This window comes from Burkholderia sp. 4M9327F10, assembly GCF_005503145.1.
GTDB lineage: Bacteria > Pseudomonadota > Gammaproteobacteria > Burkholderiales > Burkholderiaceae > Paraburkholderia.
This window is the reverse complement of sequence record NZ_SCNV01000091.1, coordinates 1-23,329: the sequence shown is the minus strand read 5'-3', so window position 1 is coordinate 23,329 and position 23,329 is coordinate 1. Positions and strand designations below refer to the sequence as shown.

23 protein-coding genes are annotated in these 23,329 nt (G+C 63.0%); 9 read left to right on the top strand and 14 right to left on the bottom strand.

Features of this window, described 5'->3' with window-relative positions; genetic code table 11:
* The first annotated feature begins 177 nt into the window (after positions 1 to 177).
* Positions 178 to 387 (top strand): type II toxin-antitoxin system HigB family toxin, encoded by a 210-nt coding sequence (locus tag FFS45_RS39045; protein WP_212745805.1) that lies wholly within the window; start codon positions 178 to 180, stop codon positions 385 to 387.
* Positions 375 to 806, top strand: a complete 432-nt coding sequence (locus FFS45_RS39040; RefSeq protein WP_137959947.1) for a helix-turn-helix domain-containing protein — start codon at positions 375 to 377, stop codon at positions 804 to 806. The genes FFS45_RS39045 and FFS45_RS39040 overlap by 13 nt, the downstream gene beginning before the upstream one ends.
* Before the next feature lie 111 nt (positions 807 to 917).
* On the opposite strand, the gene ychF is transcribed toward FFS45_RS39040, so the two are convergent.
* Entirely contained in the window at positions 918 to 2,012 is a 1,095-nt protein-coding gene (gene ychF, locus FFS45_RS39035; RefSeq protein WP_137959946.1) for a redox-regulated ATPase YchF, read from the bottom strand.
* Between the two features lie 368 nt (positions 2,013 to 2,380).
* Here ychF and FFS45_RS39030 point away from each other — a divergent pair, with 368 nt between their 5' ends.
* From FFS45_RS39030 to FFS45_RS39015, 4 genes are all read left to right on the top strand, one after another.
* A complete protein-coding gene (locus FFS45_RS39030; RefSeq protein ID WP_137959945.1) occupies positions 2,381 to 3,553 on the top strand; it encodes a UbiH/UbiF family hydroxylase in 1,173 nt (390 codons plus the stop codon).
* 118 nt (positions 3,554 to 3,671) lie between these two features.
* Positions 3,672 to 4,400, top strand: a complete 729-nt coding sequence (locus FFS45_RS39025; protein ID WP_137959944.1) for a DsbC family protein — start codon at positions 3,672 to 3,674, stop codon at positions 4,398 to 4,400.
* A gap of 81 nt (positions 4,401 to 4,481) precedes the next feature.
* Complete coding sequence (locus tag FFS45_RS39020) at positions 4,482 to 6,272, top strand: PDZ domain-containing protein (protein ID WP_137959943.1); 1,791 nt, start codon at positions 4,482 to 4,484, stop codon at positions 6,270 to 6,272.
* Positions 6,273 to 6,446: 174 nt separating this feature from the next.
* Positions 6,447 to 7,043: an NAD(P)H-dependent oxidoreductase gene (locus tag FFS45_RS39015; RefSeq protein ID WP_137959942.1), complete on the top strand. Its 597-nt coding sequence runs from the start codon at positions 6,447 to 6,449 to the stop codon at positions 7,041 to 7,043.
* An 87-nt stretch (positions 7,044 to 7,130) separates the two neighbouring features.
* Here the strand turns inward: FFS45_RS39015 and FFS45_RS39010 are convergent, their stop codons facing one another.
* The 8 genes from FFS45_RS39010 to rpe form a co-directional block, all read right to left on the bottom strand.
* Positions 7,131 to 7,973 carry a uracil-DNA glycosylase gene (locus FFS45_RS39010; protein ID WP_137959941.1) on the bottom strand — a complete coding sequence of 281 codons (843 nt, stop codon included), beginning with the start codon at positions 7,971 to 7,973 and terminating at the stop codon, positions 7,131 to 7,133.
* 124 nt (positions 7,974 to 8,097) lie between these two features.
* Entirely contained in the window at positions 8,098 to 8,724 is a 627-nt protein-coding gene (locus FFS45_RS39005; RefSeq protein WP_137959940.1) for a CYTH domain-containing protein, read from the bottom strand.
* A gap of 22 nt (positions 8,725 to 8,746) precedes the next feature.
* Positions 8,747 to 9,532, bottom strand: a complete 786-nt coding sequence (gene trpC, locus FFS45_RS39000; protein WP_137959939.1) for an indole-3-glycerol phosphate synthase TrpC — start codon at positions 9,530 to 9,532, stop codon at positions 8,747 to 8,749.
* Positions 9,533 to 9,550: 18 nt separating this feature from the next.
* Complete coding sequence (trpD, locus tag FFS45_RS38995) at positions 9,551 to 10,582, bottom strand: anthranilate phosphoribosyltransferase (RefSeq protein WP_137959938.1); 1,032 nt, start codon at positions 10,580 to 10,582, stop codon at positions 9,551 to 9,553.
* 17 nt (positions 10,583 to 10,599) lie between these two features.
* The gene (locus tag FFS45_RS38990) at positions 10,600 to 11,193 is read right to left on the bottom strand and encodes an aminodeoxychorismate/anthranilate synthase component II (protein ID WP_137959937.1); all 594 of its coding nucleotides are present in this window, start codon (positions 11,191 to 11,193) and stop codon (positions 10,600 to 10,602) included.
* Between the two features lie 13 nt (positions 11,194 to 11,206).
* Positions 11,207 to 12,700 carry an anthranilate synthase component I gene (gene trpE, locus FFS45_RS38985; RefSeq protein ID WP_137959936.1) on the bottom strand — a complete coding sequence of 498 codons (1,494 nt, stop codon included), beginning with the start codon at positions 12,698 to 12,700 and terminating at the stop codon, positions 11,207 to 11,209.
* 375 nt (positions 12,701 to 13,075) lie between these two features.
* Entirely contained in the window at positions 13,076 to 13,816 is a 741-nt protein-coding gene (locus FFS45_RS38980) for a phosphoglycolate phosphatase (RefSeq protein WP_137959935.1), read from the bottom strand.
* Positions 13,813 to 14,502 (bottom strand): ribulose-phosphate 3-epimerase, encoded by a 690-nt coding sequence (rpe, locus tag FFS45_RS38975; protein ID WP_137959934.1) that lies wholly within the window; start codon positions 14,500 to 14,502, stop codon positions 13,813 to 13,815. The genes FFS45_RS38980 and rpe overlap by 4 nt, the downstream gene beginning before the upstream one ends.
* Before the next feature lie 208 nt (positions 14,503 to 14,710).
* Between rpe and apaG the strand changes: the two genes are divergently transcribed.
* Complete coding sequence (apaG, locus tag FFS45_RS38970) at positions 14,711 to 15,085, top strand: Co2+/Mg2+ efflux protein ApaG (RefSeq protein ID WP_137959933.1); 375 nt, start codon at positions 14,711 to 14,713, stop codon at positions 15,083 to 15,085.
* Between the two features lie 88 nt (positions 15,086 to 15,173).
* Complete coding sequence (locus FFS45_RS38965; protein WP_137959932.1) at positions 15,174 to 16,403, top strand: MltA domain-containing protein; 1,230 nt, start codon at positions 15,174 to 15,176, stop codon at positions 16,401 to 16,403.
* A gap of 144 nt (positions 16,404 to 16,547) precedes the next feature.
* Here the strand turns inward: FFS45_RS38965 and paaK are convergent, their stop codons facing one another.
* From paaK to paaN, 5 genes are all read right to left on the bottom strand, one after another.
* Complete coding sequence (gene paaK / locus FFS45_RS38960; RefSeq protein WP_137959931.1) at positions 16,548 to 17,852, bottom strand: phenylacetate--CoA ligase PaaK; 1,305 nt, start codon at positions 17,850 to 17,852, stop codon at positions 16,548 to 16,550.
* A gap of 76 nt (positions 17,853 to 17,928) precedes the next feature.
* Positions 17,929 to 18,321, bottom strand: coding sequence for a hydroxyphenylacetyl-CoA thioesterase PaaI (paaI, locus tag FFS45_RS38955; RefSeq protein WP_249363112.1), 393 nt, complete (start codon positions 18,319 to 18,321; stop codon positions 17,929 to 17,931).
* 100 nt (positions 18,322 to 18,421) lie between these two features.
* Positions 18,422 to 19,213: a 2-(1,2-epoxy-1,2-dihydrophenyl)acetyl-CoA isomerase PaaG gene (gene paaG / locus FFS45_RS38950; RefSeq protein ID WP_137959929.1), complete on the bottom strand. Its 792-nt coding sequence runs from the start codon at positions 19,211 to 19,213 to the stop codon at positions 18,422 to 18,424.
* 54 nt (positions 19,214 to 19,267) lie between these two features.
* Positions 19,268 to 20,470, bottom strand: a complete 1,203-nt coding sequence (pcaF, locus tag FFS45_RS38945; RefSeq protein WP_137959928.1) for a 3-oxoadipyl-CoA thiolase — start codon at positions 20,468 to 20,470, stop codon at positions 19,268 to 19,270.
* 128 nt (positions 20,471 to 20,598) lie between these two features.
* Positions 20,599 to 22,299, bottom strand: coding sequence for a phenylacetic acid degradation protein PaaN (gene paaN, locus FFS45_RS38940; protein ID WP_137959927.1), 1,701 nt, complete (start codon positions 22,297 to 22,299; stop codon positions 20,599 to 20,601).
* Positions 22,300 to 22,436: 137 nt separating this feature from the next.
* Between paaN and FFS45_RS38935 the strand changes: the two genes are divergently transcribed.
* Positions 22,437 to 23,213, top strand: coding sequence for an enoyl-CoA hydratase (locus tag FFS45_RS38935; protein WP_137959926.1), 777 nt, complete (start codon positions 22,437 to 22,439; stop codon positions 23,211 to 23,213).
* The last annotated feature ends 116 nt before the right edge of the window (positions 23,214 to 23,329 follow it).

Here is a 23,329-nt window from a genome sequence, read left to right as displayed (position 1 = left end):
GATTGGGGGGGCGTTGCGGTGTGGGGGGTAGCGGACGGCGAATTCGGTGCGGTTCAATGGACTTGATAGACTTGATAAAAATCTCAAATTGAGATATTTTGGCTTATGCGCGTTATTTCCAACAGGTCGCTGGTTGAGTTTGCGGAACGATATCCTGAAGCGGGTGTACCGCTTCAAATGTGGCGTAAGACAATCGAAGCGGGAGCGTTTTCGAACTTCGCCGCGCTCAAGCAAGCGTTTAACGCAACGGACCGGGTTGGTGATTTTTACGTCTTCGACATCGGCGGCAACAAGTTCAGGTTGATCGCCGCGGTGCACTTTAACGTGCAGAAGCTGTATGTGCGTCATGTAATGACGCACAAGGAGTACGACAAATGGAAGCCTTGAGTTTTTCGCCGACCGACATCGACGAACTCGCGAGTCACTTTAGTGCGTTGTCTGCAAAGGTGCCGCTGCATCCTATTGCTGACGCAACGGAATATGATGAAGCGGTTCGTGTACTCAACGCTTTGTTAGATGTAGGTGCGGCTGATGAGGCGCATCCGCTTGCAGGCCTCGTGACTGCGCTTGGCGAATTCATCGGTGACTTCGATGATGCTCACTACTCACTTCCCGACGCCTCACCTGCCGAAGTGTTACGCGCAATCATGGATGAACACGGCATCAAGCAGTCGGATCTCCCGGAAATTGGCAGCCAAGGCGTAGTGTCCGAGATACTCAACGGCAAACGCGAGCTAAATGCTCGCCAGATTCGTGATGTTTCAAAGCGCTTTGGCGTCAGCCCCGCGGTGTTTTTCCCTGCGTAGATCTAAATGCCTTTGTGCTAATGGTGCGTCCACAAAGAAAAACCCCGTAAGCGCGCAAGGCGCTACGGGGTTTTCTACAGTATGGCGCAACGCGCCATCTGTCGTTTGCCGTCACACGTTAAACAGGAAGTTCATCACATCCCCGTCGTGCACGACATATTCCTTACCTTCCGCCCGCATCTTGCCGGCTTCCTTCGCGCCTTGTTCACCCTTGTAGGTCACGAAGTCATTAAAACCAATCGTCTGCGCGCGGATGAAGCCACGTTCGAAGTCCGTATGAATCACGCCCGCTGCCTGCGGCGCGGTATCGCCGATATGAATCGTCCACGCCCGTACTTCCTTCACGCCAGCCGTGAAGTACGTCTGCAGACCGAGTAGCTTGAAGCCCGCGCGGATCACGCGGTTCAGGCCCGGCTCTTCCATGCCCAGGTCGGCGAGGAACACCTGCTTGTCTTCGTCGTCCAGATCGGCGATTTCCGCTTCGATCGCGGCGCACACCGCGACAACCGGCGAATTCTCCGCGTCCGCGAATTTACGCACCGCATCCAGGTACGGGTTGTTCTCGAAACCGTCTTCCTTCACGTTGGCCACATACATGGTCGGCTTGGCGGTGATCAGGCAGAACGGCTTGAGGAGCGCTTGCTCTTCGTCCGACAGGTCGAGCGCGCGCACCGGCCTCGCCTGGTCGAGTTGCGCGCGGACCTTTTCCAGCACGGCGGCCAGCTTGACCGCTTCCTTGTCGTTGCCCGATTTGGCGGCCTTCGAGTAACGCGAAAGCGACTTTTCGACGGTCGCCAGATCGGCCAGCGCCAGTTCGGTGTTGATGACTTCGATATCCGACAGCGGGTCCACCTTGCCGGCAACGTGAATGACGTTTTCGTCTTCGAAGCAGCGTACTACGTGCGTGATCGCGTCGGTTTCGCGGATGTTGGCGAGGAACTGGTTGCCGAGCCCTTCACCCTTGCTCGCGCCCGCGACAAGACCAGCGATGTCGACGAATTCCACCACGGCCGGCAGGATGCGTTCCGGCTTGACGATGTCGGCGAGCGCCTTGAGCCGCGCGTCCGGCACTTCGACGATGCCGACGTTCGGCTCGATCGTGCAGAACGGATAGTTTTCGGCGGCAATGCCCGCCTTGGTCAGCGCGTTGAACAGGGTGGACTTGCCGACGTTAGGCAGGCCGACGATGCCGCATTTGAGGCTCATGGGGTTTCTCTAGAAATCAGGTGGTGACGTGCTTTTTCGAGCGGGGCGTACGGACAGCCCCTGTGGCTCGGCCTGGCGCGCCGGGCAGTGTTCCCGGAACGAGCGGGACAAGGCCGGATTTCGCAGCGCAGACGGCACGTCTTGTGCGTGACGTGGATCACCGGAAACCGCAATTGTAACCCTGTCCGGCGTAGACTTCGCACGCTTGGCTTGAAGGCGCGCCGGGCGAGCCTCGGCGCGGGCGCGCTGTCCCCCGCGCTGCCGGGAACCGCAAATGCGTCCCGAGCGCAACAAACCACCCCCTGTGCCAGCTCAAAACCTGCCTTCGTCGATCCGGCCCCGCCACCCCCCGCAGCTATAATGCGGGCATGACTGCTCACCTCCAGACCTTTGACGTCGCCGTGATCGGCGGCGGGCTCGTCGGCAAGACCGCGGCGCTCGCGTTGACGCAGGGTGGCCTGCGCGTGGCGCTGCTCGCGCAGCCGTGTGCGCCGCTGCCCGCCGGCTCGGCCTTCGACTCGCGGGTCTACGCGCTGTCCTCCAGCTCGCAAGCCCTGCTGGAGCGTTTGCGCGTCTGGCAGGCGCTCGACACGGCGCGCCTCGGCCCCGTCTACGATATGCGGGTCTACGGCGACGCCCATGCCGAGCTGCATTTTTCCGCATTTCAGGCTTCCGTGCCGCAACTGGCGTGGATCGCGGAATCGTCGCTGATCGAGCGCGCGCTCGACGCCGCGCTGCGCTTCCAGCCCAATCTGGAATGGATAGACTCGCGCGCCCAAGGGCTCGATGTGAAGCCGGGTGGCGCGACGATCGGCCTCGCCAGCGGCAAGGTGCTCGAAGCGGATCTGGTGGTCGGCGCGGACGGCGCCCATTCATGGGTGCGCGCGCAGATCGGCTCGAAGGTCATCCGCCGCGACTACAGGCAGACGGGCGTGGTGGCCAACTTCAAGGCCGAAAAGCCGCATGGCGAAACGGCCTACCAGTGGTTCAAGGACGGCGAAATTATCGCGCTGCTGCCGCTGCCTGACGGACACGTCTCGCTCGTGTGGTCGGCGCGCAGCGAGCACGCGCATGAATTGCTCGCGCTCGATCCGGCACAGCTTGCCGCGGAAGTCGAGCGCGTGAGCGGTGGCCAGGTGGGCGCGCTCGACTGCGTGACCCCAGCCAAGGGTTTTCCGCTTGCCCTGCAAACCGTCGACCGGCTGGTCGCGCCGCGCGTCGCGCTGGTGGGCGACGCCGCGCACCTGATCCATCCGCTCGCCGGCCAAGGCATGAATCTCGGTTTGCGCGACGTCGCGGCGCTCGCCGACGCGATCGCTGGCAAGGAAGCGTTCCGTGACCTCGGCGACACGGTGCTGCTGCGCCGCTACGAAAGGGCGCGCCGTGAGGATATCCGCGCGCTGATGGTGGCCACCGACGGTCTGCAAAGACTCTTTTCCGTTCCCGGTCCGGTCGCCCGCGTGCTGCGCAACACCGGCATGGCTTTCGTCGGAGCGCAGCCGCTTATCAAGCGCTGGCTCGTTTCGGCCGCGCTGGGGTAGGCCACAGGCATTCGGCCGTGCCAGGCACGGGTATGATGAACGGATGGGTAGCACGCTTGTCCGAGATGTACACAGCGAAGACGCGTGAAGCGGATTCGCATGAACCAGGGAATTCAGTATGAAAAAGCACCTCCGAATCGCTGCGCTCGCCTTGACCGTCGCCGTCGCGACGCTCGGCTGCTCCGCGCAGGCCGACCAGGCTACCGACAAACTCAAGGCCACCTTGCAGGCCCGTCTCGGCGACGACGCAACCATCAAGAGCATCTCGAAGTCGCCGATTGCCGGGCTGTACGAGGTGAATCTCGGTGCGCAGATCGTCTATAGCGATGCCACCGGCGACTACCTGGTGCTCGGCGATATCGTCGACGCCAAGACCCGCAAGAATCTGACCGAAGCGCGTCTGGCCGAAACCAACCGCATCGACTTTGCGAGCCTGCCGTTCGCGAACGCGGTGAAAGTGGTGAAGGGTAACGGCAGCCGCAAGATGGCAGTGTTTTCGGATCCGAACTGCCCGTATTGCAAGCAGCTCGAAACCACCCTGAAGTCGATCGACAACGTCACCGTGTACACCTTCCTGTACCCGGTGCTGTCGCCGGATTCGGCGGTGAAGTCGAAGTCGATCTGGTGTTCGTCGGATCGCGCCAAGGCCTGGGAGTCCTGGATGCAGGACCGTCAGGCGCCGACCGCCGCCGGCACTTGCGACACCGCCGCCATCGACAAGAATCTCGCCCTCGGCCACGCCATGAACGTGGACGGCACGCCCACCATCTTCCTCGCCGACGGCCGCCGCCTGCCGGGCGCAGTGCCGGCCGACCGGCTGGACAAAGAACTTTCCGCGGTGCACTAACCACGCCGCACCGTTAGACCGGAGGCGCACTTTGCGCCTCCTGCCGTTTCTGGACCTCCAATTCTTCCAACCTACCCGCCGATGAAGCCGATCCGCTACAGCATCGTTCCGAAGCAACCCGCCGCCCACCTGTTCGAAGTCACCGTCACCGTCGCCAATCCTGATCCGTCCGGTCAGCGTTTCATGCTGCCGGTGTGGATTCCCGGCAGCTACATGGTGCGTGAATTCGCCCGCAACATCGTCACGCTGCGCGCATTCAATGAAGCGGGCCGCAAGGTGCGGGTCGAGAAGACCGACAAGCAGACGTGGCAGGCCGCGCCGGTCAACGGCGCGCTGACGCTGCGCTACGAGGTGTACGCATGGGACATGTCGGTGCGGGCCGCGCATCTGGACGATACGACCGGTTTTTTCAACGGCACCAGCGTGTTTCTGGCCGCCGTGGGTCACGAGCTGGCGCAGTGCGTGGTGGATATCCAGAAGCCGGCCGGCCCGGCCTACCGGAACTGGCGCGTTGCCACAGCGTTGCCGGAGGCGCGCGGCACGAGGCGCTACAGCTTCGGCGAGTACACGGCGCAGAACTACGACGAACTGGTCGACCATCCCGTCACACTGGGTGAGTTCGCACTGGCGACCTTCAAGGCGCACGGTGTGCCGCACGACATCGTGATTGCCGGCCGCGTCGTGGCGCTCGATATGGACCGTCTCGCCGCCGACCTGAAGCGCATCTGCGAAGCGCAGATTGCCTTGTTCGAGCCGAAGTCGAAGAAAGCGCCGATGGAACGCTACGTCTTCATGACCCAGGCTGTGAGCGACGGCTACGGCGGCCTTGAACACCGCGCTTCGACCGCGCTGATCTGCAACCGCACCGATCTGCCGGTCGTAGGCCGTCCGCAGGCCACGGAAGGTTATCGGACCTACCTGGGGCTGTGCAGCCACGAGTACTTCCACACCTGGAACGTCAAGCGCATCAAGCCGGCCGCCTTCGCGCCGTACGACCTGACGCGCGAGAACTACAGCTCGCTGCTGTGGCTGTTCGAAGGGTTCACGTCGTATTACGACGATCTGATTCTGGTGCGCAGCGGACTGATTTCGCCGGAAGAGTATTTCGGCTTGCTCGGCAAGGTGGTGGGGGGCGTGATGCGCGGCAGCGGCCGTTTGAAGCAGACCGTCGCCGAAAGCTCGTTCGATACCTGGATCAAGTACTACCGGCAGGACGAGAATGCGCCGAACGCGATTGTCAGCTACTACACCAAGGGCTCGCTGGTCGCACTGGCGTTCGATCTGACGATTCGTGCGCAGACCAACAACCGCAAGTCGCTCGACGATGTGATGCGCCTGCTGTGGCAGCGTTTCGGGCGCGACTTCTATCGCGGCAAGCCGGTTGGCGTGAAAGAGGACGAGGTCGAGGCGATTTTTGCCGAGGCAACCGGCGCCGAGCTGGGGGCGTTGTTCGAGCTGGCGGTGCGCAGCACGCGTGATCTGCCCCTTGAGACCTTGCTCGAGCCGTTCGGCGTTTCGCTCGCGCCGGAGGCGGACAAGAATGCCAAGCCGTCGCTGGGTGCCCGCATCCGCGGCGGTGCGGATTGCACGCTTACCGCGGTGCATGACGGCAGCGCGGCGCAGAAAGCCGGTCTGTCGGCCGGCGACGTGCTGGTGGCGATCGACGGCCTGCGCGTCACTGGCGCGAATCTTGATTCGCTGCTCTCGCGCTACCTGCCGGGCGCGAAAGTGGAAGTGCACGCGTTCCGCCGTGACGAGCTGCGCACCGCCCAGGTCAAGCTGGACGGGCCTGAGGTGGCGCGTTACTCGCTCAGCGTGACGGACAAACGCGCGGCGGCGCGCAACTGGCGCGAGCGCTGGCTGGCGGGCTAAAGCGGCTTGACGCGGCTCAAAGCGAGTTGCGGACCGCTTAAATCCAGAGATTGGCGCGGCGGATTGTTCTACCCTTGCAACAATCCGTCGCTGCCGCACGGCTTTTTCGCGGCGAGCTAAATAAACACAATGGCTTCACTCGCGCAACGCTGCGCGCCCCAACTGGAGCCAACCATGACCACGATCCTGCAAATCAACTCGGCAGCCCGCTCGCAAGGCGCGAACTCGACGCTGCTCCTCAACGAACTGACCGAAAAGCTGCAAAAGTCGCATCCGGGCGCGCAAGTCGTCGTCCGTAACCTGCAAGCTGATCCGCTGCCGCATCTGGACGACGCTATTCTCGGCGCATTCTTCACGCCGGCCGACAAGCGCACCGCGGAACAAGCCGCCATCGCTGCGCGCAGCGAAGCGCTCATCGCCGAACTGCAAGCCGCTGACGTCGTCGTGATCGGCGCGCCGATGTACAACTTCGGCATCTCGTCGCAACTGAAGACGTACTTCGACTTCATCGCTCGCGCTGGCATCACGTTCCAGTACACGGCAACGGGTCCGCAAGGCCTTGTGACGGGCAAGAAGGTGTTTGTGGTTTCGGCGCGCGGCGGCAAGTATTCGGGCACCCAGAACGACAGCCAGACGCCGTATCTGAAGAGCTTCCTCGGCTTCCTCGGCATGACCGACGTGAACTTCATCTACGCGGAAGGCCTGAACATGGGCCCGGACGCAGCTAGCGCCGCCCTGGCTGGCGCACGCGAAGCGATTGCGGCTGTGTAAAGATCGAGCGGTAACGGTCCGCGTTGCGGACCAGAAGAAACGCCACGAGAGGGTTTTCGTGGCGTTTTTGTTTTTGCGCTGTGCGCTCTAGGCCAGCGTCTGCGCTTCGTCGGGCAGGCGCCAGTCGATCGGCTGGCGCTTCTGTCCGGTCAGATACTCGTTGGCTCGGGCAAAGTGGCCGCAGCCGAGAAAGCCGCGGTGCGCCGACAGCGGCGACGGATGCGGCGCCTCCAGTACAAAGTGCGCCTTGCCGCCGAGCAGCGCGCGCTTGGCCTGCGCGTGCGCGCCCCACAACATGAACACGAGGCCGTCATGGCGCTGCGCCAGTTCGTGGATCAGCGTGTCCGTGCATTTCTCCCAGCCGCGCTTGGCGTGGCTCGCCGCCGCGTCGCGTTCGACGGTCAGCACCGTGTTTAGAAGCAGCACACCCTGTTTGGCCCAGGCGTCGAGGCAGCCGTGACGCGGCGGCTCGTGTCCCAGACTGGCGGCGATTTCCTTGAAGATATTGCGCAGCGACGGCGGTGGACGCACCGCCGGCGGCACCGAAAACGCCAGTCCGTGCGCTTGCGGCGTGCCGCGATCCTCGCCGTGGTAAGGGTCCTGGCCGAGGATGACGACCTTGACCTCGTCCGGGCTGGTGAGGCGTAGCGCGCGGAATACGTCAGCGGGATAAACCGTCTTGCCTGCGGCGCGTTCACCGTCGACGAAGCGGCACAGCGGCGCGTAAGCATCGCTTTCAATGAACGGTCGCAGATGTGCCCGCCATGCCGGCGGCAGTGCGTCGAACTGGGCTTCGAGCGAGGGTGTTGGTGTTGATGGCATGGCTGGCGCCGGTGGCGCTTGCACTGCGGCAGCGGGTTGGTCGGTAGGCTCGTCGCTGTACAACGAGGCTTGCGACGACGCGGAACGGGTTCGGGAGGCAGAGGTCATGACGCGCAAGTGTCGCAGCAAACGGGGTGTAGCTCAAGGCACATGGCGCCAGGCCGGAGCGCGGCGTGCGTTGTGCTGATTGCCCGGTAGCTTGTCTTGCGGCATGGTCCTGCTCGCGTGGGTCTTATTGCTCCCGCAGCCGATAGCCGCGTTGAGCCTTGCTGACATTGTCCGGTGCGAGGCCCGGCACCTGGGTGCAGAGTTCGTCGGCTAGCGCATGCAGTGCCGCTTCGTCGCCACTCTTCAATTCCAGCTCGACTTCGAGAATCGGCGCGCGGCGTGTCTCGCCGTTCACCTCGGCGATCACGTCGCCCTGATCGATCGCCGCTTCAATCGTGGCGCCGTGGCTGGCCACCTGCCACAGCGTGCGGGTGAAATTCGTGCGGAACAGTTCGATCAGGTCCGGCGCGGCCCCCCGCAGCGCGGCGGCCACGGTGGGTTCGTCGCAGGCCCGCAGCAAGGCTTCAATTTCCAGCGCCTCGCCGGCTATCGGCATTTCCCACTCGTGCCGGCTATGCATGCCGGCCGTCGCATTGCCCGCGGTCTTGAAGGTCTGCAGCCAGCCTTCCGGGGTGTGCCGCAGACGCAGCGCGCTTTTCGACCGCGCCAGCGTCAACTCCGGCGTATCGAAATAGATGTTCGCAAGCGCGACCGGATGCCCAGCGGCGCCACTGCGCGCGACGAACCAGTGCGTCGCCGCGCTGACCTGGTCAGCCGGCAGCGCCAGCTTGATTTCACGTTCGATAGCCATGGCAGTCGCTTTACCGCTCAGCTCAGAAAAACATTCGCGCAAGTTCTGCGCCCGGCTCTTCCGCGCGCATGAACGCTTCGCCGACGAGGAAGGTATGCACGTCCATCTGACGCAGGCGGTCCACGTCGACGCGCGACAGGATGCCCGATTCGGTCACGACAATGCGATCTTCGGGGATCGATTCAAGCATGCCGATCGTCGTCTCGATTGAGGTTTCGAAGGTGCGCAGATTTCGGTTGTTGATACCGATTAGCGGCGTCTTCAAGGTGAGCGCTTCCATCAGTTCGTTCCTGTCATGCACTTCGACAAGCACGGCAAGCCCAAGCGAATGCGCGAACGCTTCGAGATCCTGCATCTGCGAAGTTTCGAGCGCGGCAGCGATCAGCAGGATCGCGTCGGCCCCCATCGCACGCGCTTCGACGATCTGATACGGGTCGATGATGAAATCTTTGCGCAGTACCGGCAGGTCGCAGGCGGCGCGCGCTTCTTCCAGATAGGCGGTGCTGCCCTGGAAAAATTGCACATCGGTGAGCACGGACAAGCAGGCCGCGCCATGCGTCGCGTACGAGCGGGCGATCTCGGCCGGCACGAAATGTTCGCGCAGCACCCCTTTCGAGGGGCTCGCCTTCTTCACTTCGGCGATCACCGCGGCTTGACCCGCGGCATGTTTGGCACGCAGCGCGCCGACAAAATCGCGCTTGTCGCGCGCCGAGGCTTCGAGGCGCAGCTCTTCGAGCGGTGCGCTCAGTTCCGCTGCGCGAACCTCCTGGCGCTTGACGTCGATGATGCGTTCGAGGATGTCGCTCATAGGTGTCCCGATACAGAATTAGTGCTTGAATTGCTGGGTGAAGCGAACCAGATCGTCGACTTTCGCCCGCGCCTTGCCGCTCGCGATCGCCTCGCGCGCCAGCTCGATGCCATCGGCGATCGAAGCCGCGACGTTGGCGGAGTAGAGCGCCGTGCCCGCGTTCAGTGTGACGATTTCGCGCGCCACGCCCGGTTTGTTGTCGAGCGCTTCGAGCAGCATCGACTTGGATTCGGCCGCGTCGGCCACTTTCAGCGTACGGTTCGACACCATCTGCATGCCGAAGTCTTCGGGGTGAATCTCGTACTCGCGCACCTCGCCGTCGCGCAATTCACCGACCAGCGTCGCCGCGCCGAGCGAGACCTCGTCCATCCCGTCCATGCCGTAGACCACCAGCACGTGTTTGGCCCCGAGGCGCTGCATCACGCGCACCTGGATGCCCACGAGGTCCGCGTGGAACACGCCCATCAACTGGTTCGGCGCGCTGGCCGGATTGGTCAGCGGGCCCAGGATGTTGAAGATGGTCCGAACGCCGAGTTCACGGCGCACTGGGGCGATATTCTTCATCGCCGGATGGTGGTTCGGCGCGAACATGAAGCCCATGCCGGTCTCAGCGATCGAGGCGGCTACCTGTTCAGGCTGCAGATCGATATTGACGCCGAGCGCTTCGAGCACATCCGCGCTGCCCGACTTGCTGGAGACGCCGCGATTGCCGTGCTTCGCGACTTTCGCGCCGGCTGCCGCCGTGACGAACATGGTCGCCGTCGAGATATTGAAGGTGTGCGAACCATCGCCGCCGGTGCCGACGATATCGACAAAGTTCGAGTTGTCCTGCACTTCAACGTGCCGGGCGAACTCGCGCATCACCGTGGCGGCCGCGGTGATCTCGCCGATGGTCTCTTTTTTGACGCGCAGTCCCGTAATGATCGCGGCCGCCATCACCGGCGAAAGCTCGCCGCGCATGATGAGGCGCATCAGGTGCAGCATCTCGTCATGGAAAATTTCGCGGTGCTCGATCGTACGTTGCAGCGCTTCCTGGGGGGTAATCGTCATGATTTCGCCTCGGGTGATCAAGCGTTGCGGCGTGCGTGCGCCTGCTTCGACTGCTTCACGAAGTTTTCGAGCAAGGCATGGCCGTGTTCGGAGAGGATCGATTCCGGGTGGAACTGCACCCCTTCGACAGCCAGTTCCTTGTGGCGCACGCCCATGATCTCGCCGTCTTCGGTCCACGCGGACACTTCGAGGCAGTCGGGCAGCGACTCGCGTTCGATGGCGAGCGAGTGGTAACGCGTCACGGTGAAGTGCTTCGGCAGGTCGGCGAATACGCCTTTGCAGTCGGTCTCGATCGTGCTCACCTTGCCGTGCATGATGGTTTGCGCGCGCACGACGCGGCCGCCGAATGCCTCGCCGATCGCCTGATGGCCGAGGCACACGCCAAGAATCGGCGTTTTGCCGGAGAACTCGCGCAGCACGTCGAGTGTGATGCCGGCGTGTTGCGGGTTGCTCGGGCCGGGCGACAGGCAAATGCGCTCCGGGTTGAGCCTGGCGATCTCGTCCAGCGTGATTTCGTCGTTGCGATAGGTCCGTACGTCCTCGCCGAGTTCGCCGAAGTACTGGACCAGGTTGTAAGTAAATGAGTCGTAGTTGTCGATCATCAGCAGCATGGTCTGTCTCCGGTCAGAAGTCGCTATCGAGGCCGTCTTGCACCTGCTCGGCGGCGCGCAGCACCGCACGCGCCTTGTTCTCGGTCTCTTGCCATTCGGATTCGGGCACCGAATCCGCGACGACACCCGCTGCCGCCTGCACATACAGATTGCCGTTGCTGATCACGCCCGTGCGAATGGTGATGGCCAGATCCATTTCGCCGGTGAACGACAGATAGCCAACCGCGCCGCCATACAGCCCGCGCTTCACGGGCTCGAGTTCGTCGATCAGTTCCATTGCCCGCACCTTCGGCGCGCCCGAGAGCGTGCCGGCCGGGAAGGTGGCGCGCAACACGTCGAAATTGGTCGTGCGGGGTTTCAGCTTGCCTTCGACCGAACTCACGATGTGCTGCACGTGCGAGTACTTCTCGATCACCATCTTGTCAGTGACGGTTACCGAGCCGATCTGCGCGATACGGCCCACGTCGTTGCGCGCGAGGTCGATCAGCATGACGTGCTCGGCGATTTCCTTTGGGTCGTTCAGCAGTTCGGTGGCGAGCTCGGCGTCGCGTTCCGGCGTGTTGCCGCGCGGACGGGTGCCGGCGAGCGGCCGGATCGTGACGATGCGGTCTTCGCCGCGCTTTTCCTGCCGCACCAGAATTTCCGGCGATGCTCCGACCACGTGGAAGTCGCCGAAGTTGTAGAAGTACATATACGGCGACGGGTTCAGCGAACGCAGCGCGCGGTACAGGGAGAGAGGATTGTCGCGATACGGTTTCGTCAGACGTTGGCCCACCTGAACCTGCATCAGTTCACCGGCGGCGATGTATTCCTTGGCCTTGCGCACGGCCGCCAGGTAATCGTCCTTGGCGAATTCGCGGTAGGTTTCGGTGCGTACGCTGGCGGAAGTCACCGGTGGCTGGACGGTCGTGCGCAGGCGCTGGCGCAGATCGCGCAGACGCTGCTTGGCGCGGGTGTAAGCCTCGGGCGTGGTCGGGTCGGCATAGACCACCAGGTACAGCTTGCCCGCGAGGTTATCGATCACCGCGACTTCTTCGGTCAGCAGCAACTGGATATCCGGGAGGTTCAGATCGTCCGGCGGCGCGCTGTGCGCCAGCTTTTTCTCGATGTAGCGCACCGCATCGTAGCCGAAGTAGCCGGCCAGACCGCCCGCGAAACGCGGCAGGCCGGGGCGCTGCGCAACCTTGAAACGGCTCTGGAACTGCTGGATGAATTCGAGCGGATCGCCTTCGTGGCTTTCGACGACCTTGCCGTCCCGCACGACTTCCGACACGCCGTTGCGGGTGCGCAGCAGGGTGCGCGCCGGCAGGCCAATGAACGAATAGCGGCCGAACCGCTCACCGCCCACCACCGATTCCAGCAGGAACGAGTTGGCGCCGTTGCGCTCGGACTGCGCGAGCTTCAGATAGAGCGAGAGTGGCGTTTCGAGGTCGGCGAGCGCTTCGGCGATCAGCGGGATGCGGTTGTAGCCCTCGTTTGCGAGGGACTGGAATTCGAGTTCGGTCATGTTCCGATCCTGTTCATGGGTCCGTGCGCGGCTTGCGACGGACAAAGCGGGGCGATGCGCTGCCTGCGTGGCCGGTCAGACGAAGTCTGGTTGTCTTGTGACAAGGTTAGGCCAACCGGCGCGAGCTTTCCCACGAAGCATGCAAGAGGTACGGGCGTGCCACGGTACCCAAGGTACACGATGGCCGCATGAACCGATGCAACAAAGACTGCTGGGAAAGGCGCGTGAGCGCAGCGAAGCAAAAAACGGTGCCGAAGACGAGCTTCAGCGTACCTCAGGAGAGGTTAGCGCGACCAGCGACGCCAGGGCCAGGCTCCCCGGTCGATGCTGCTCAGACTCCGTTTTTTGTTCAGAAACATGAGGATGAAGGACGTGTCAGGTCGATGTATGGTGCGCTGCGATGGCCTTGGCGGCCTCAAGCAGCGAGGCAACTATACCATCCGATTTTATTGTTTGTATAGCCTGGCCATGGTTGTAGCCGTAGGGGACGGTGAGCGTCGCCATGCCCGCGGCGCGGCCGGCCAGTGCGTCGTTTTCCGAATCGCCAATCGCCACGGCGGCCTCGGGAGCGACCTGTAGCTGGGCGCAGGCGGTCAGCATCGGCAGCGGATCGGGCTTCTTTTTCGCCAGACTGTCGCCGCCGAGCACCACGCTGAAATAGCCGATCAGCCCGTATTGCTCGAGCAACTCCACGGCGAAGCGGTGCGGCTTGTTCGTGACGCACGCGAGTTTGAGGCCGGCGTCGCGCATGGCGATCAGGCCGGCCTCGACGTCCGGGTACAGCCCCGTATGGCGGCCGTTGATCCTCGCGTACTCTTCCTGATAGATGGCGAGCGCCTCGTCGAAGCGATCCTGTGCGTGGCTCGCCTCAAAGCGCGGCGCCAGCACGCTGCGGATCAGATGCTCCGAACCCTTGCCGACATAGCCCACCACTTCCTCGCGCGAGGTTTCCGCGGCGTCGAGCTGGGCGAGCATGCCGTTCAGGCCGGCCGTGAAGTCGTCCGCAGTGTCGATCATCGTGCCGTCGAGGTCGATGATTGCCGCCAGCAGGCGCGGGCCGGTGAAGACCGGCGCGGGAAAGGACGAACGCGAGGTCGACGCGGCGCTGGTCGTCATGCGCGTTGCTCGACTTTGGCCAGTTCGGCACGCATCTGGTCGATCACCGTCTTGTAGTCGTGGTGGCCGAAGATCGCCGAGCCGGCCACGAAAGTATCCGCACCCGCCGCCGCGATTTCGGCGATGTTGTCGATCTTCACGCCGCCATCTACTTCGAGATGGATGTCGCGGCCGGTCTTTTCGTTGTACGCGTCGATGCGCCTGCGTGCTTCGCGCAGCTTGTTGAGCGCTTCGGGAATGAACGACTGGCCGCCGAAGCCCGGATTCACCGACATGATCAGCACGAGGTCGACCTTGTCCATCACGTGATCCAGATAGTTCAGCGAGGTGGCCGGATTGAACACGAGGCCAGCCTTGCAACCGTGGTCGCGGATCAGCGACAGCGTGCGGTCGATATGGTCCGAGCCTTCAGGATGAAAGCTGATTACGTTTGCGCCGGCCTTGGCGAAGTCGGGCACGATCCGGTCCACAGGGCGCACCATCAGATGCACGTCGATCGGCACCTCGACGTGCGGGCGGAGCGCTTCGCACACCATCGGGCCGATGGTCAGGTTCGGCACGTAATGGTTGTCCATCACGTCGAAGTGGATCCAGTCGGCGCCGGCGGCGACGACATTGCGGACTTCTTCGCCAAGCCGGGCGAAATCGGCCGACAGAATGCTGGGGGAGATACGGAATTGCGTCATGGCGGGGACAGGCGGTAGGCGGAAAACCCCATTTTACCGTCTTGCGGGCCGTAGAGCCTTGTCTGGATGGGTTTGCCCGGTTGCGGGCGTGCCGCGCATGAAGCAGAATGCGAAACCATAATAGAGCCTTTACCGGCGCGCCTGACAGCATGGGCGCCCAAGCCTCTCGCAGTTATTGACGACCTCGTTTCACCAGACCGGAATCAGGATGAGCCAGTACGAATTCAGTGTAGCGGCGCAGGTACAGTACCTGCCCGACGAGTCGGACCCCGAGCGTCGGCAGTATGCGTTCGCCTACACGCTGACCATCCGCAATAGCGGTCAGGTACCGGCGCAACTGATTGCGCGCCATTGGGTGATTACCGACAGCGAAAAGCACGAGCAGGAAGTGAAGGGGCTGGGCGTGGTCGGCCATCAACCGCTGCTCAAACCGGGTGAGCAATTCGAATATACGAGCTGGGCGGTGATTGCGACGCCTGTTGGCACCATGCGCGGGGAGTATTTCTGCGTCGCGGAAGACGGCGAGCGGTTCGAAGCGCCGGTGCCCGAGTTCGTGCTGCGCATGCCGCGCACGCTGCATTGAACCGGCGGCGCTACGCGCGGTCTCTAAACTGCTTTAGCGTTGTTTATCGCGGTTTGCTTTCTTCTTGCCGGACGACGTCCAGACAACGATGAAAACCAGCACGAAAAGCGCGACTAGCAATTCCGGCGCGAAGATGAGCATCGGGTATTCGTCGAACAGATCAGACATGGCGGTTTCCATCAAGAACGAACATTGTATGCGTTTTGTCCGCACGGCCGCCGGCTGGCTGGGGGCGCTTTCGGTTGCCGTGATGCTGGCTTCGTGCGGCGGTGGCGGTGTCGTGCGGCCTTCCGGGCCGCCGACGGGCGCTGCGATCATCCCCGGGCAGATTGCCTCGGCGCGGCTCGTCCAGGTGGCGTGGCAGCAGGTGCCGGGTTGGCAGGACGACTCGCTGATCGGCGCGACGGCGGCGCTGCGACAGAACTGTCTGCGGCTCGCCCGTCAGCCGAACTGGCAGCGCGCCTGTGCCGCGGCGGCGCAGATCGACGATCTGGATCTGACGAGCGCCCGCGCTTTCTTTGAAGCCTATTTCACGCCGTATCAGTTCGCGAATACCGACGGCACGCTCGATGGCCTCGTGACCGGCTATTACGAGCCGTTGTTGCGCGGCTCGCGCACGCGTCATGATGTCTATCAGACAGCGCTGTACCGCTGGCCGGCGGGCTATCGCGCAGGCGGCGAATTACCGAGCCGCGCCCAACTCGAGCGCTCAGGCGTGCTCAACGGTAACGAACTGGTCTGGGTCGACGATCCGATCGAAGCGTTTTTCCTGCAGGTGCAAGGCTCGGGGCGCGTTGTCATGGAAGACGGCAGTGTCATGCGGCTCGGTTTTGGCGGCACCAACAATCAGCCGTACAGGTCGATTGGCCGCTGGCTGCTGGATCGTGGTGAACTGACGCCGTCGCAGGCGACGATGCAGGGGATCAAGGCGTGGGCTCGCGCGAATCCAACGCGCGTCGACGCGTTGCTGGATACCAATCCCCGCTTTGTGTTTTTCCGCGAGATGCCTTCCGCGGAGAGCTCGCCGAGCGGTGGCGCGGATGGTCCGATCGGTGCGTTAGGTGTGCCGTTGACGCCGGAACGTTCGATCGCGGTGGATCCGTCGTCGATCCCGCTGGGCACCCCCGTGTTTCTGCAGACGACTCGCCCCCTCACCAATGCGCCGATGAACCGCCTGGTGTTCGCGCAGGATACGGGGTCGGCGATCAAGGGCGGCGTGCGGGCGGACTACTTCTGGGGTCTCGGCGACGACGCTGGCGATCTGGCGGGCAAGATGAAGCAGGCCGGGAGGATGTGGCTGCTTTTGCCGAATTCTTGACTGCGCGGCCCAACGACACCGGGCGAAACCCAGCGGGGTATGGAGGTTAAGTCCCGCTTGAGCTGGAGCTTGCTCAAGCGGTCGTCTCCGGTCTTCCTCGGCTGCCTGACTCTCGGGTTTGGGGACTCCTGGGCCTTTAGGCTCTCAGGCGCCCAACTTGCGTTTGTCTACGACGCGCCGTGCTTTTCCCACTGAGCGCTCGATACCGTTCACCGCCAGCACGTTCACCACCGCGCTGATGCCGATCAGCGCCTTGATGTCGTAGGTCAGCGCATGTTTTGCTGCAGCCAGGGCAGAGGTGTCGGGTGCCGTTTCGGGACATGGTTCGACGTTCAGCGTCAGCACGTCGAGCGGGCCTTCTTTCGTCAGCACGATCTGGTAGTGCGGCGCGAGTGCGTGCTGCTTGAGCAGCAATTCCTCGATCTGCGTCGGGAATACGTTGACGCCGCGCACGATCATCATGTCGTCCGAGCGGCCGGTGATTTTCTCCATCCGCCGCATGGTGCGCGCGGTGCCGGGTAGGAGACGCGTGAGATCGCGGGTGCGGTAGCGGATGATCGGCAGCGCTTCTTTCGTCAGTGACGTGAACACCAGTTCGCCCAGTTCGCCATCCGGCAGCACCTCGCCGGTTTCCGGATCGATGATCTCGGGGTAAAAGTGATCTTCCCAGATCGTCGGGCCGTCCTTGGTTTCGACGCATTCCGACGCGACGCCCGGCCCCATCACTTCCGAAAGACCGTAGATGTCGACCGCGTCGATGCCCATGCGTTTCTCGATTGCGCTGCGCATGTCGTTGGTCCATGGCTCGGCCCCGAAGATGCCGATACGCAGTGAACATTGCGCCGGGTCGATGCCTTGCCGTTCGAGCTCGTCCGCGATCGACAGCATGTAGCTCGGCGTCACCATGATGATGTCGGGGCGGAAATCCTGAATGAGCTGAACCTGCTTTTCCGTCTGACCGCCGCCGAAGGGGATCACAGTGAGCCCCGCGCGTTCTGCGCCGTAGTGGGCGCCTAGTCCGCCCGTGAACAGGCCATAGCCATAGCTCACGTGCACCTTGTCGCCGCGCCGCGCACCGGCGGCGCGAATTGAGCGGGCGACGACGTTGGCCCACGTGTCGATATCCCGTGCCGTGTAGCCGACTACGGTCGGCTTGCCGGTCGTACCTGAGGATGCGTGAATCCGCGACACCTGCTCCTGGGGAACCGCGAACATCCCGAACGGGTAGTTGTCGCGCAGGTCCTTCTTGGTCGTGAACGGGAAGCGGGACAGGTCTGCCAGCGTCTTCACTTCAGCAGGATGGACGCCAGCTTCATCGAACTTGCGCCGATAAACCGGCGAATTCTCATAAGCGTGGGTGAGCGACCATTTCAGCCGTTCAAGCTGAAGAGCGGCGAGTTCGTCGCGGCTCGCCGTTTCGATCGGATCGAGCGGGAGCGTGGTGTTCATCGAATGTCTCCTTGCTTCTACAGAATAGGTTGTAGCGCGCGACGGTGTGGGGCCGGGCATACTGCGCGCTGCGGGCTCAGCTTTCCGTTGGAATGACACTGCCTCTTATCTGGGCAGATTTGCCGCGAAACATCGCCACGGTTTCTGCCGCGCGATTGGTGACACGAATGTCGTAGATGCCGTTTCGGCCGTTCAGCGTTTGCTCGACGGCCTCCGCTGTCAATACATCGCCGCTCTGTACCGGTCTAAGGAACTCGATCGAGCACCCCGATGCCACTGTGCTGATGTTGTAGCTGTTGCAGGCGTACGCGAAGCCGGAATCGGCCAGCGTGAAAATCAGGCCACCGTGGCAAATCCCATGGCCGTTGAGGAAGTCCGGTCGTACAGCCATGCGAACCCGCGCGTAACCGGGGCGGATCTCCAGCAGTTCGATCCCTAGTGCGCGACTGCAGGTATCGGTGGCAAACATTGCTTCGCCGGTGGCGCGCGCCAGTTCGCTGGCTGCCAGCGCGGCGGCGTCTTGTTGCTGCGAGTTGATGCTCGCGGTGTGTTCGGATTGCGTGGGCATTTCAGTGGCCCTCGAAGCGCGGCGCGCGTTTTTCGATGAAGGCTTGCACGCCTTCCGCGTAGTCGTGGGATGCGCCTAATTCGCGCTGCAGATCGCGCTCCAGGTCGAGCTGCTGATCGAGTGTCTGCGTAACGCCTGCACGCATGGCCTGCTTGATTGCCGCAATCGCGCGGGTGGGTTGCTGGGCGAGTTGGGCGGCGAGTTTGGCGGATACCGTGGCGAGGTCGGCATCGTCGACCACCTGCCAGACAAGTCCCCAGCTTTCGGCTTTTTCCGCGCTGAGCTTGTCGCCGGTAATGGCGAGGCCGAGCGCGCGGGCCATGCCGACACGTTGCGGCAGGAACCAGGTGCCACCTGAATCCGGCACCAGGCCAATTTTCACGAATGCCTGGATGAAGCTGGCCGAGCGTGCGGCGAGGACGATGTCGCAGGCGAGCGCCAGATTCGCGCCTGCGCCTGCTGCCGTGCCGTTCACGGCAGCGATCACCGGCAGGGGCAACGCCTGCAGGCGCCGAATCAGCGGATTGAAGTACTCGTCGATCAAACCGCCTAGGTCGGTCATGGCGCCGGGCGTGAAGTCGAGGTCGGCAAGATCCTGACCTGCGCAAAAGCCGCGGCCGGCACCGGTCAGTACGAGCGCCCGCGCGCCTTGCGCGATGACCTCATCAAGCGCGGCACTCAGTTCCCGATGCATAGAGCGTGTGAAGCTGTTGAGCTTGTCGGGGCGGCTCAGCGTCAGGGTGGCGACACGGCTCGAGGCGTCGAAATCGACGCGGATCGCTTCATATGACATCGGTTGTCTCCTCCTGCGGGCGATTGGATAGCGTGTGAGCGGGTTCCGGCTACATCAGACTCGCTCGATGGCAAGCGCGATGCCTTGACCGACGCCGATGCACATCGTGCAGAGCGCGAACCGGCCGTTCACGCGTTCGAGCTGATAAAGCGCGGTGGTGATGAGCCGCGCTCCCGAGGCGCCGAGCGGATGCCCGAGGGCGATCGCTCCACCATTCGGGTTGACGCGCGGATCGTCATCGCGCAGGCCAAGTATGCGCAGCACCGCCAGCCCTTGCGATGCGAAGGCTTCGTTCAGTTCAATCACGTCGAACTGTTCGAGCGACATTCCGAGCTGCTTGAGCAGTTTTTGCGTTGCAGGAGCAGGGCCGATACCCATGATGCGCGGCTCCACACCAGCGGTAGCCATGCCGATCACGCGTGCGCGCCGGCGCAGGCCGTATTGATCTGCCGCGGCCTGATTGGCGAGCAGCAGTGCGCAGGCGCCGTCGTTGACACCCGAGGCATTCCCGGCGGTTACGCTGCCGTCGGGGCGCACCACGCCCTTGAGCTTGCCAAGTGCTTCGAGCGAGGTCTCGCGGGGATGCTCATCGAGCGTGACCCGAATCGGATCGCCTTTCTTCTGGGCAATCTCGACGGGGACAATCTCATGAGCAAGCGTGCCGTCGCGTTGCGCTTGAGCCGCCTTTTGCTGGCTTCGCATGGCAAAGGCATCCTGGTCCGCGCGGTTCACGCCGAATTCGACCGCGACGTTCTCGGCGGTTTCAGGCATCGAGTCGACGCCGAAGTCCCGCTTCATCAGCGTGTTGATGAAGCGCCAGCCGATTGTCGTGTCGTAAATGTCGGCTTGCCGCGAGAACGCCGTGGTTGCCTTGCCCATCACGAATGGGGCACGGGTCATGCTCTCGACGCCCCCTGCAATCATCAGGCGCGCCTCGCCTGCCTTGATGGCGCGCGCGGCTGTGCCGACCGCGTCCATACCCGATCCGCAGAGTCGGTTGATGGTGGCGCCTGGTGCTCCAGTGGGCAAACCGGCGAGCAGGGATGCCATGCGCGCGACGTTGCGATTGTCTTCGCCCGCTTGGTTCGCGCAGCCGTAGATCACGTCGTCGAGCGCGCGCCAGTCCACGCCGGGGTTGCGCTCAATCAGCGCCTTGATCGGCGCCGCACCCAGGTCATCGGCACGGACATCTTTCAGGGCGCCGCCGTAGCGGCCGAACGGGGTGCGAATCGCGTCGCAGATGAAGGCGTCGTTCATGCTGTGTTCCTGCGGATGGTGGACCGGGCTGGAATGCCGGTTCCATGTCTCATGTTAGTGATGACGGGCCGGGTGTTCCATTCGGCCAGAGGGCCTAAGACGCATCGACCCGTTCCGTCTTATGTCGTTTAGCCGACTGCCACCGGCGCCGCTTTCGGTTCAACATGAACGCGACTTTGAACGACGCGGAAACGGTTTGCCACGAATGCAGCGTCCGCGAGGGCGGCATTGGCGGCCGGGTTGGCACCGGTGCCGTGGAAATCCGAGAACGCTGCGGACTGGTTGACGAACACACCGCCCGTCAGGTTGATGGACAGGGCCACGCCACCCTGGAGTGAAGTTTCGTGAGCGGCTTCGAGTACCGTCTCGTCAGTGCTGTAGACCGACAGTGTCAGTGCGCCATGTTCTGCGGCGAGTTTTCCGGCCAGTTCGAGAGACTGCGCCGTCGAATCTGTAGCAATGACGAACGAGATCGGGCCGAACCATTCCTTGGCGAATTTCGCCGAGTCGGTAGCGGCGTCGAGTTGAAGCACGAGCGGGGTGCGTACCCGGGCACCTGCAAAGGCCGGATGCTCGAGCGATTGGCTCTCGGCCAGTACGCGGCCCAGCGTGCTGGCTTCGTCGAGCCGCTGGAGGACGCCTTCATTCTGGATGGCGCCGAGCAGTTCGACGGCGCGCGCCGGGTCGGCCACCAGTTTCTGTACGGCGCCGGCGATAGCCTGGGCGACTGCATCGAAGCTGAGCGGGCCTTCTGCGGTGCGGATGCCATCGCGCGGCACGTAGATGTTTTGCGGCGCGGTACACATCTGGCCGGAATAGAGCGCCAGCGAGAAAGCAATGTTTCGCGCGACGGCCTTGATGTCGTCGGCCGAGTCGATCACGATCTGGTTGACACCTGCTTTCTCGGTGTACACCTGTGCCTGGTGTGCATGACGCTCAAGCCAGGTACCGTTTTGCGTGCTGCCGGTGAAGTCGATCAACTTGATCTCGGGGCGCAGCGCGAGATCCTGAACCAGTGCCCCGTCGTTCGGATTGGTGGCCAGCAGGGTCACGACATTGGGATCGAAACCAGCCTCGCGCAAGACCTCGCGCGCGATGCGGACGGTGATTGCCAGTGGCAGGATCGCGCCGGGGTGCGGCTTGACGATAACGGTGTTACCCGTTGCCAGATCGGCGAAGAGCCCTGGGTAGCCGTTCCACGTCGGGAAGGTGCAGCAGCCCAATACCAATCCGGTGCCGCGCGGTACGACCGTGTAGCGCTTGTGCATCGCTAGTGGCGGGTTTTTGCCTTGCGGCTTTTCCCAGTGCGCCTCGGCGGGGATACGGCGCAACTGGTCCCATGCGTAGACAACTGCCTCCAGCGCGCGGTCCTGGGCGTGCGGGCCACCTGCCTGGAACGCCATCATGAATGCCTGGCCGGTGGTGTGCATGACGCTGTAACCAATCTCGAAGCTCGCACGGTTCACGCGCGCCAGGATTTCAAGGCTCACGCCGATCCACGCCTTCGGGCCAGCGGCACGCCAGGAGCGTTGCGCATCCGCAGCTGCAGCGAGCAGTGCAGCCGGGTCGGCCTTTGGATAGCGGATGTCGAGCAGGAAGCCGAACGGCGAGACTTCCGCGCCGACGGTTTCGCCGGTGGTTGGCTGATCGAGTTCGAAGGTCCGATGCAGGTGCGCCTTGAATGCTGCTTCGCCATCGGCATTCGCTGTTTCCCCGTACACTTTGGGACTGGGCATTTCGACGAACGGGCTCCAGTAGCCGCGCGTCTCGATGGCGGCGAGCGCCTTTTGCAGCGTGGCTTCGTGCTTGGAAAACAGAGGATGTGTCATGGCAAGAGGTGAGCTTGGAGGTTAGGAGAAACCTTGTCGAATAATTGACCGACCGGTTGGTTGGTGAATGTTAGCATTATTAAGACTGCGGCGCGAAGCGTTTTCGCGCTACTCACTCTTCATACAAAGGAGGCTGCATGGCTTACGAGAATATTCTGGTCGAGACCCGCGGACGGGTCGGTCTTGTCACTCTGAATCGTCCCAAGGCGCTCAATGCGCTCAACGACGCGTTAATGGACGAGTTGGGCGCCGCGTTGCAGGCATTCGACGCTGACGATGAGATTGGGGCAATCGTCGTCACGGGTAGTGAAAAGGCATTCGCCGCGGGTGCCGATATCGGCATGATGGCGACCTACACCTATATGGATGTGTACAAGGGCGACTACATCACGCGCAACTGGGAAACCGTGCGTTCGATCCGCAAGCCGATCATCGCGGCTGTTGCTGGCTTCGCGCTCGGAGGTGGCTGTGAGTTGGCGATGATGTGCGACATCATCTTCGCCGCGGATACCGCCAAGTTCGGTCAGCCGGAAATCAAGCTCGGCATCATGCCCGGCGCTGGAGGGACGCAACGGTTGCCGCGCGCGGTGTCGAAGGCAAAGGCGATGGACTTGTGCTTGACGGCGCGTTTCATGGATGCGGCCGAGGCCGAGCGTGCGGGGTTGGTGTCACGTGTACTTCCTGCTGCATCCCTGGTGGATGAGGCGGTGACTGCTGCAGCTACGATCGCTGAATTTCCTCTGCCGGCTGTGATGATGGTCAAGGAGTCGGTGAACAGGGCCTATGAGACGACGCTTGCCGAAGGGGTGCATTTCGAGCGCCGTCTATTCCATTCCCTGTTCGCGACCGAGGATCAAAAAGAGGGGATGGCGGCGTTCGTCGAGAAGCGCAAACCGGTATTCAAGCATCGATAAGCAGGGCGCTCCAAATAACGCTTGCAAGGCGATGAGCGGCTCGCTAGAATCTCGTTCTTTCGCGCTTCGTCAGAGACGGGCGCGGGAACGGGAGAGCCAGCAGTGGCAAGGCTTTC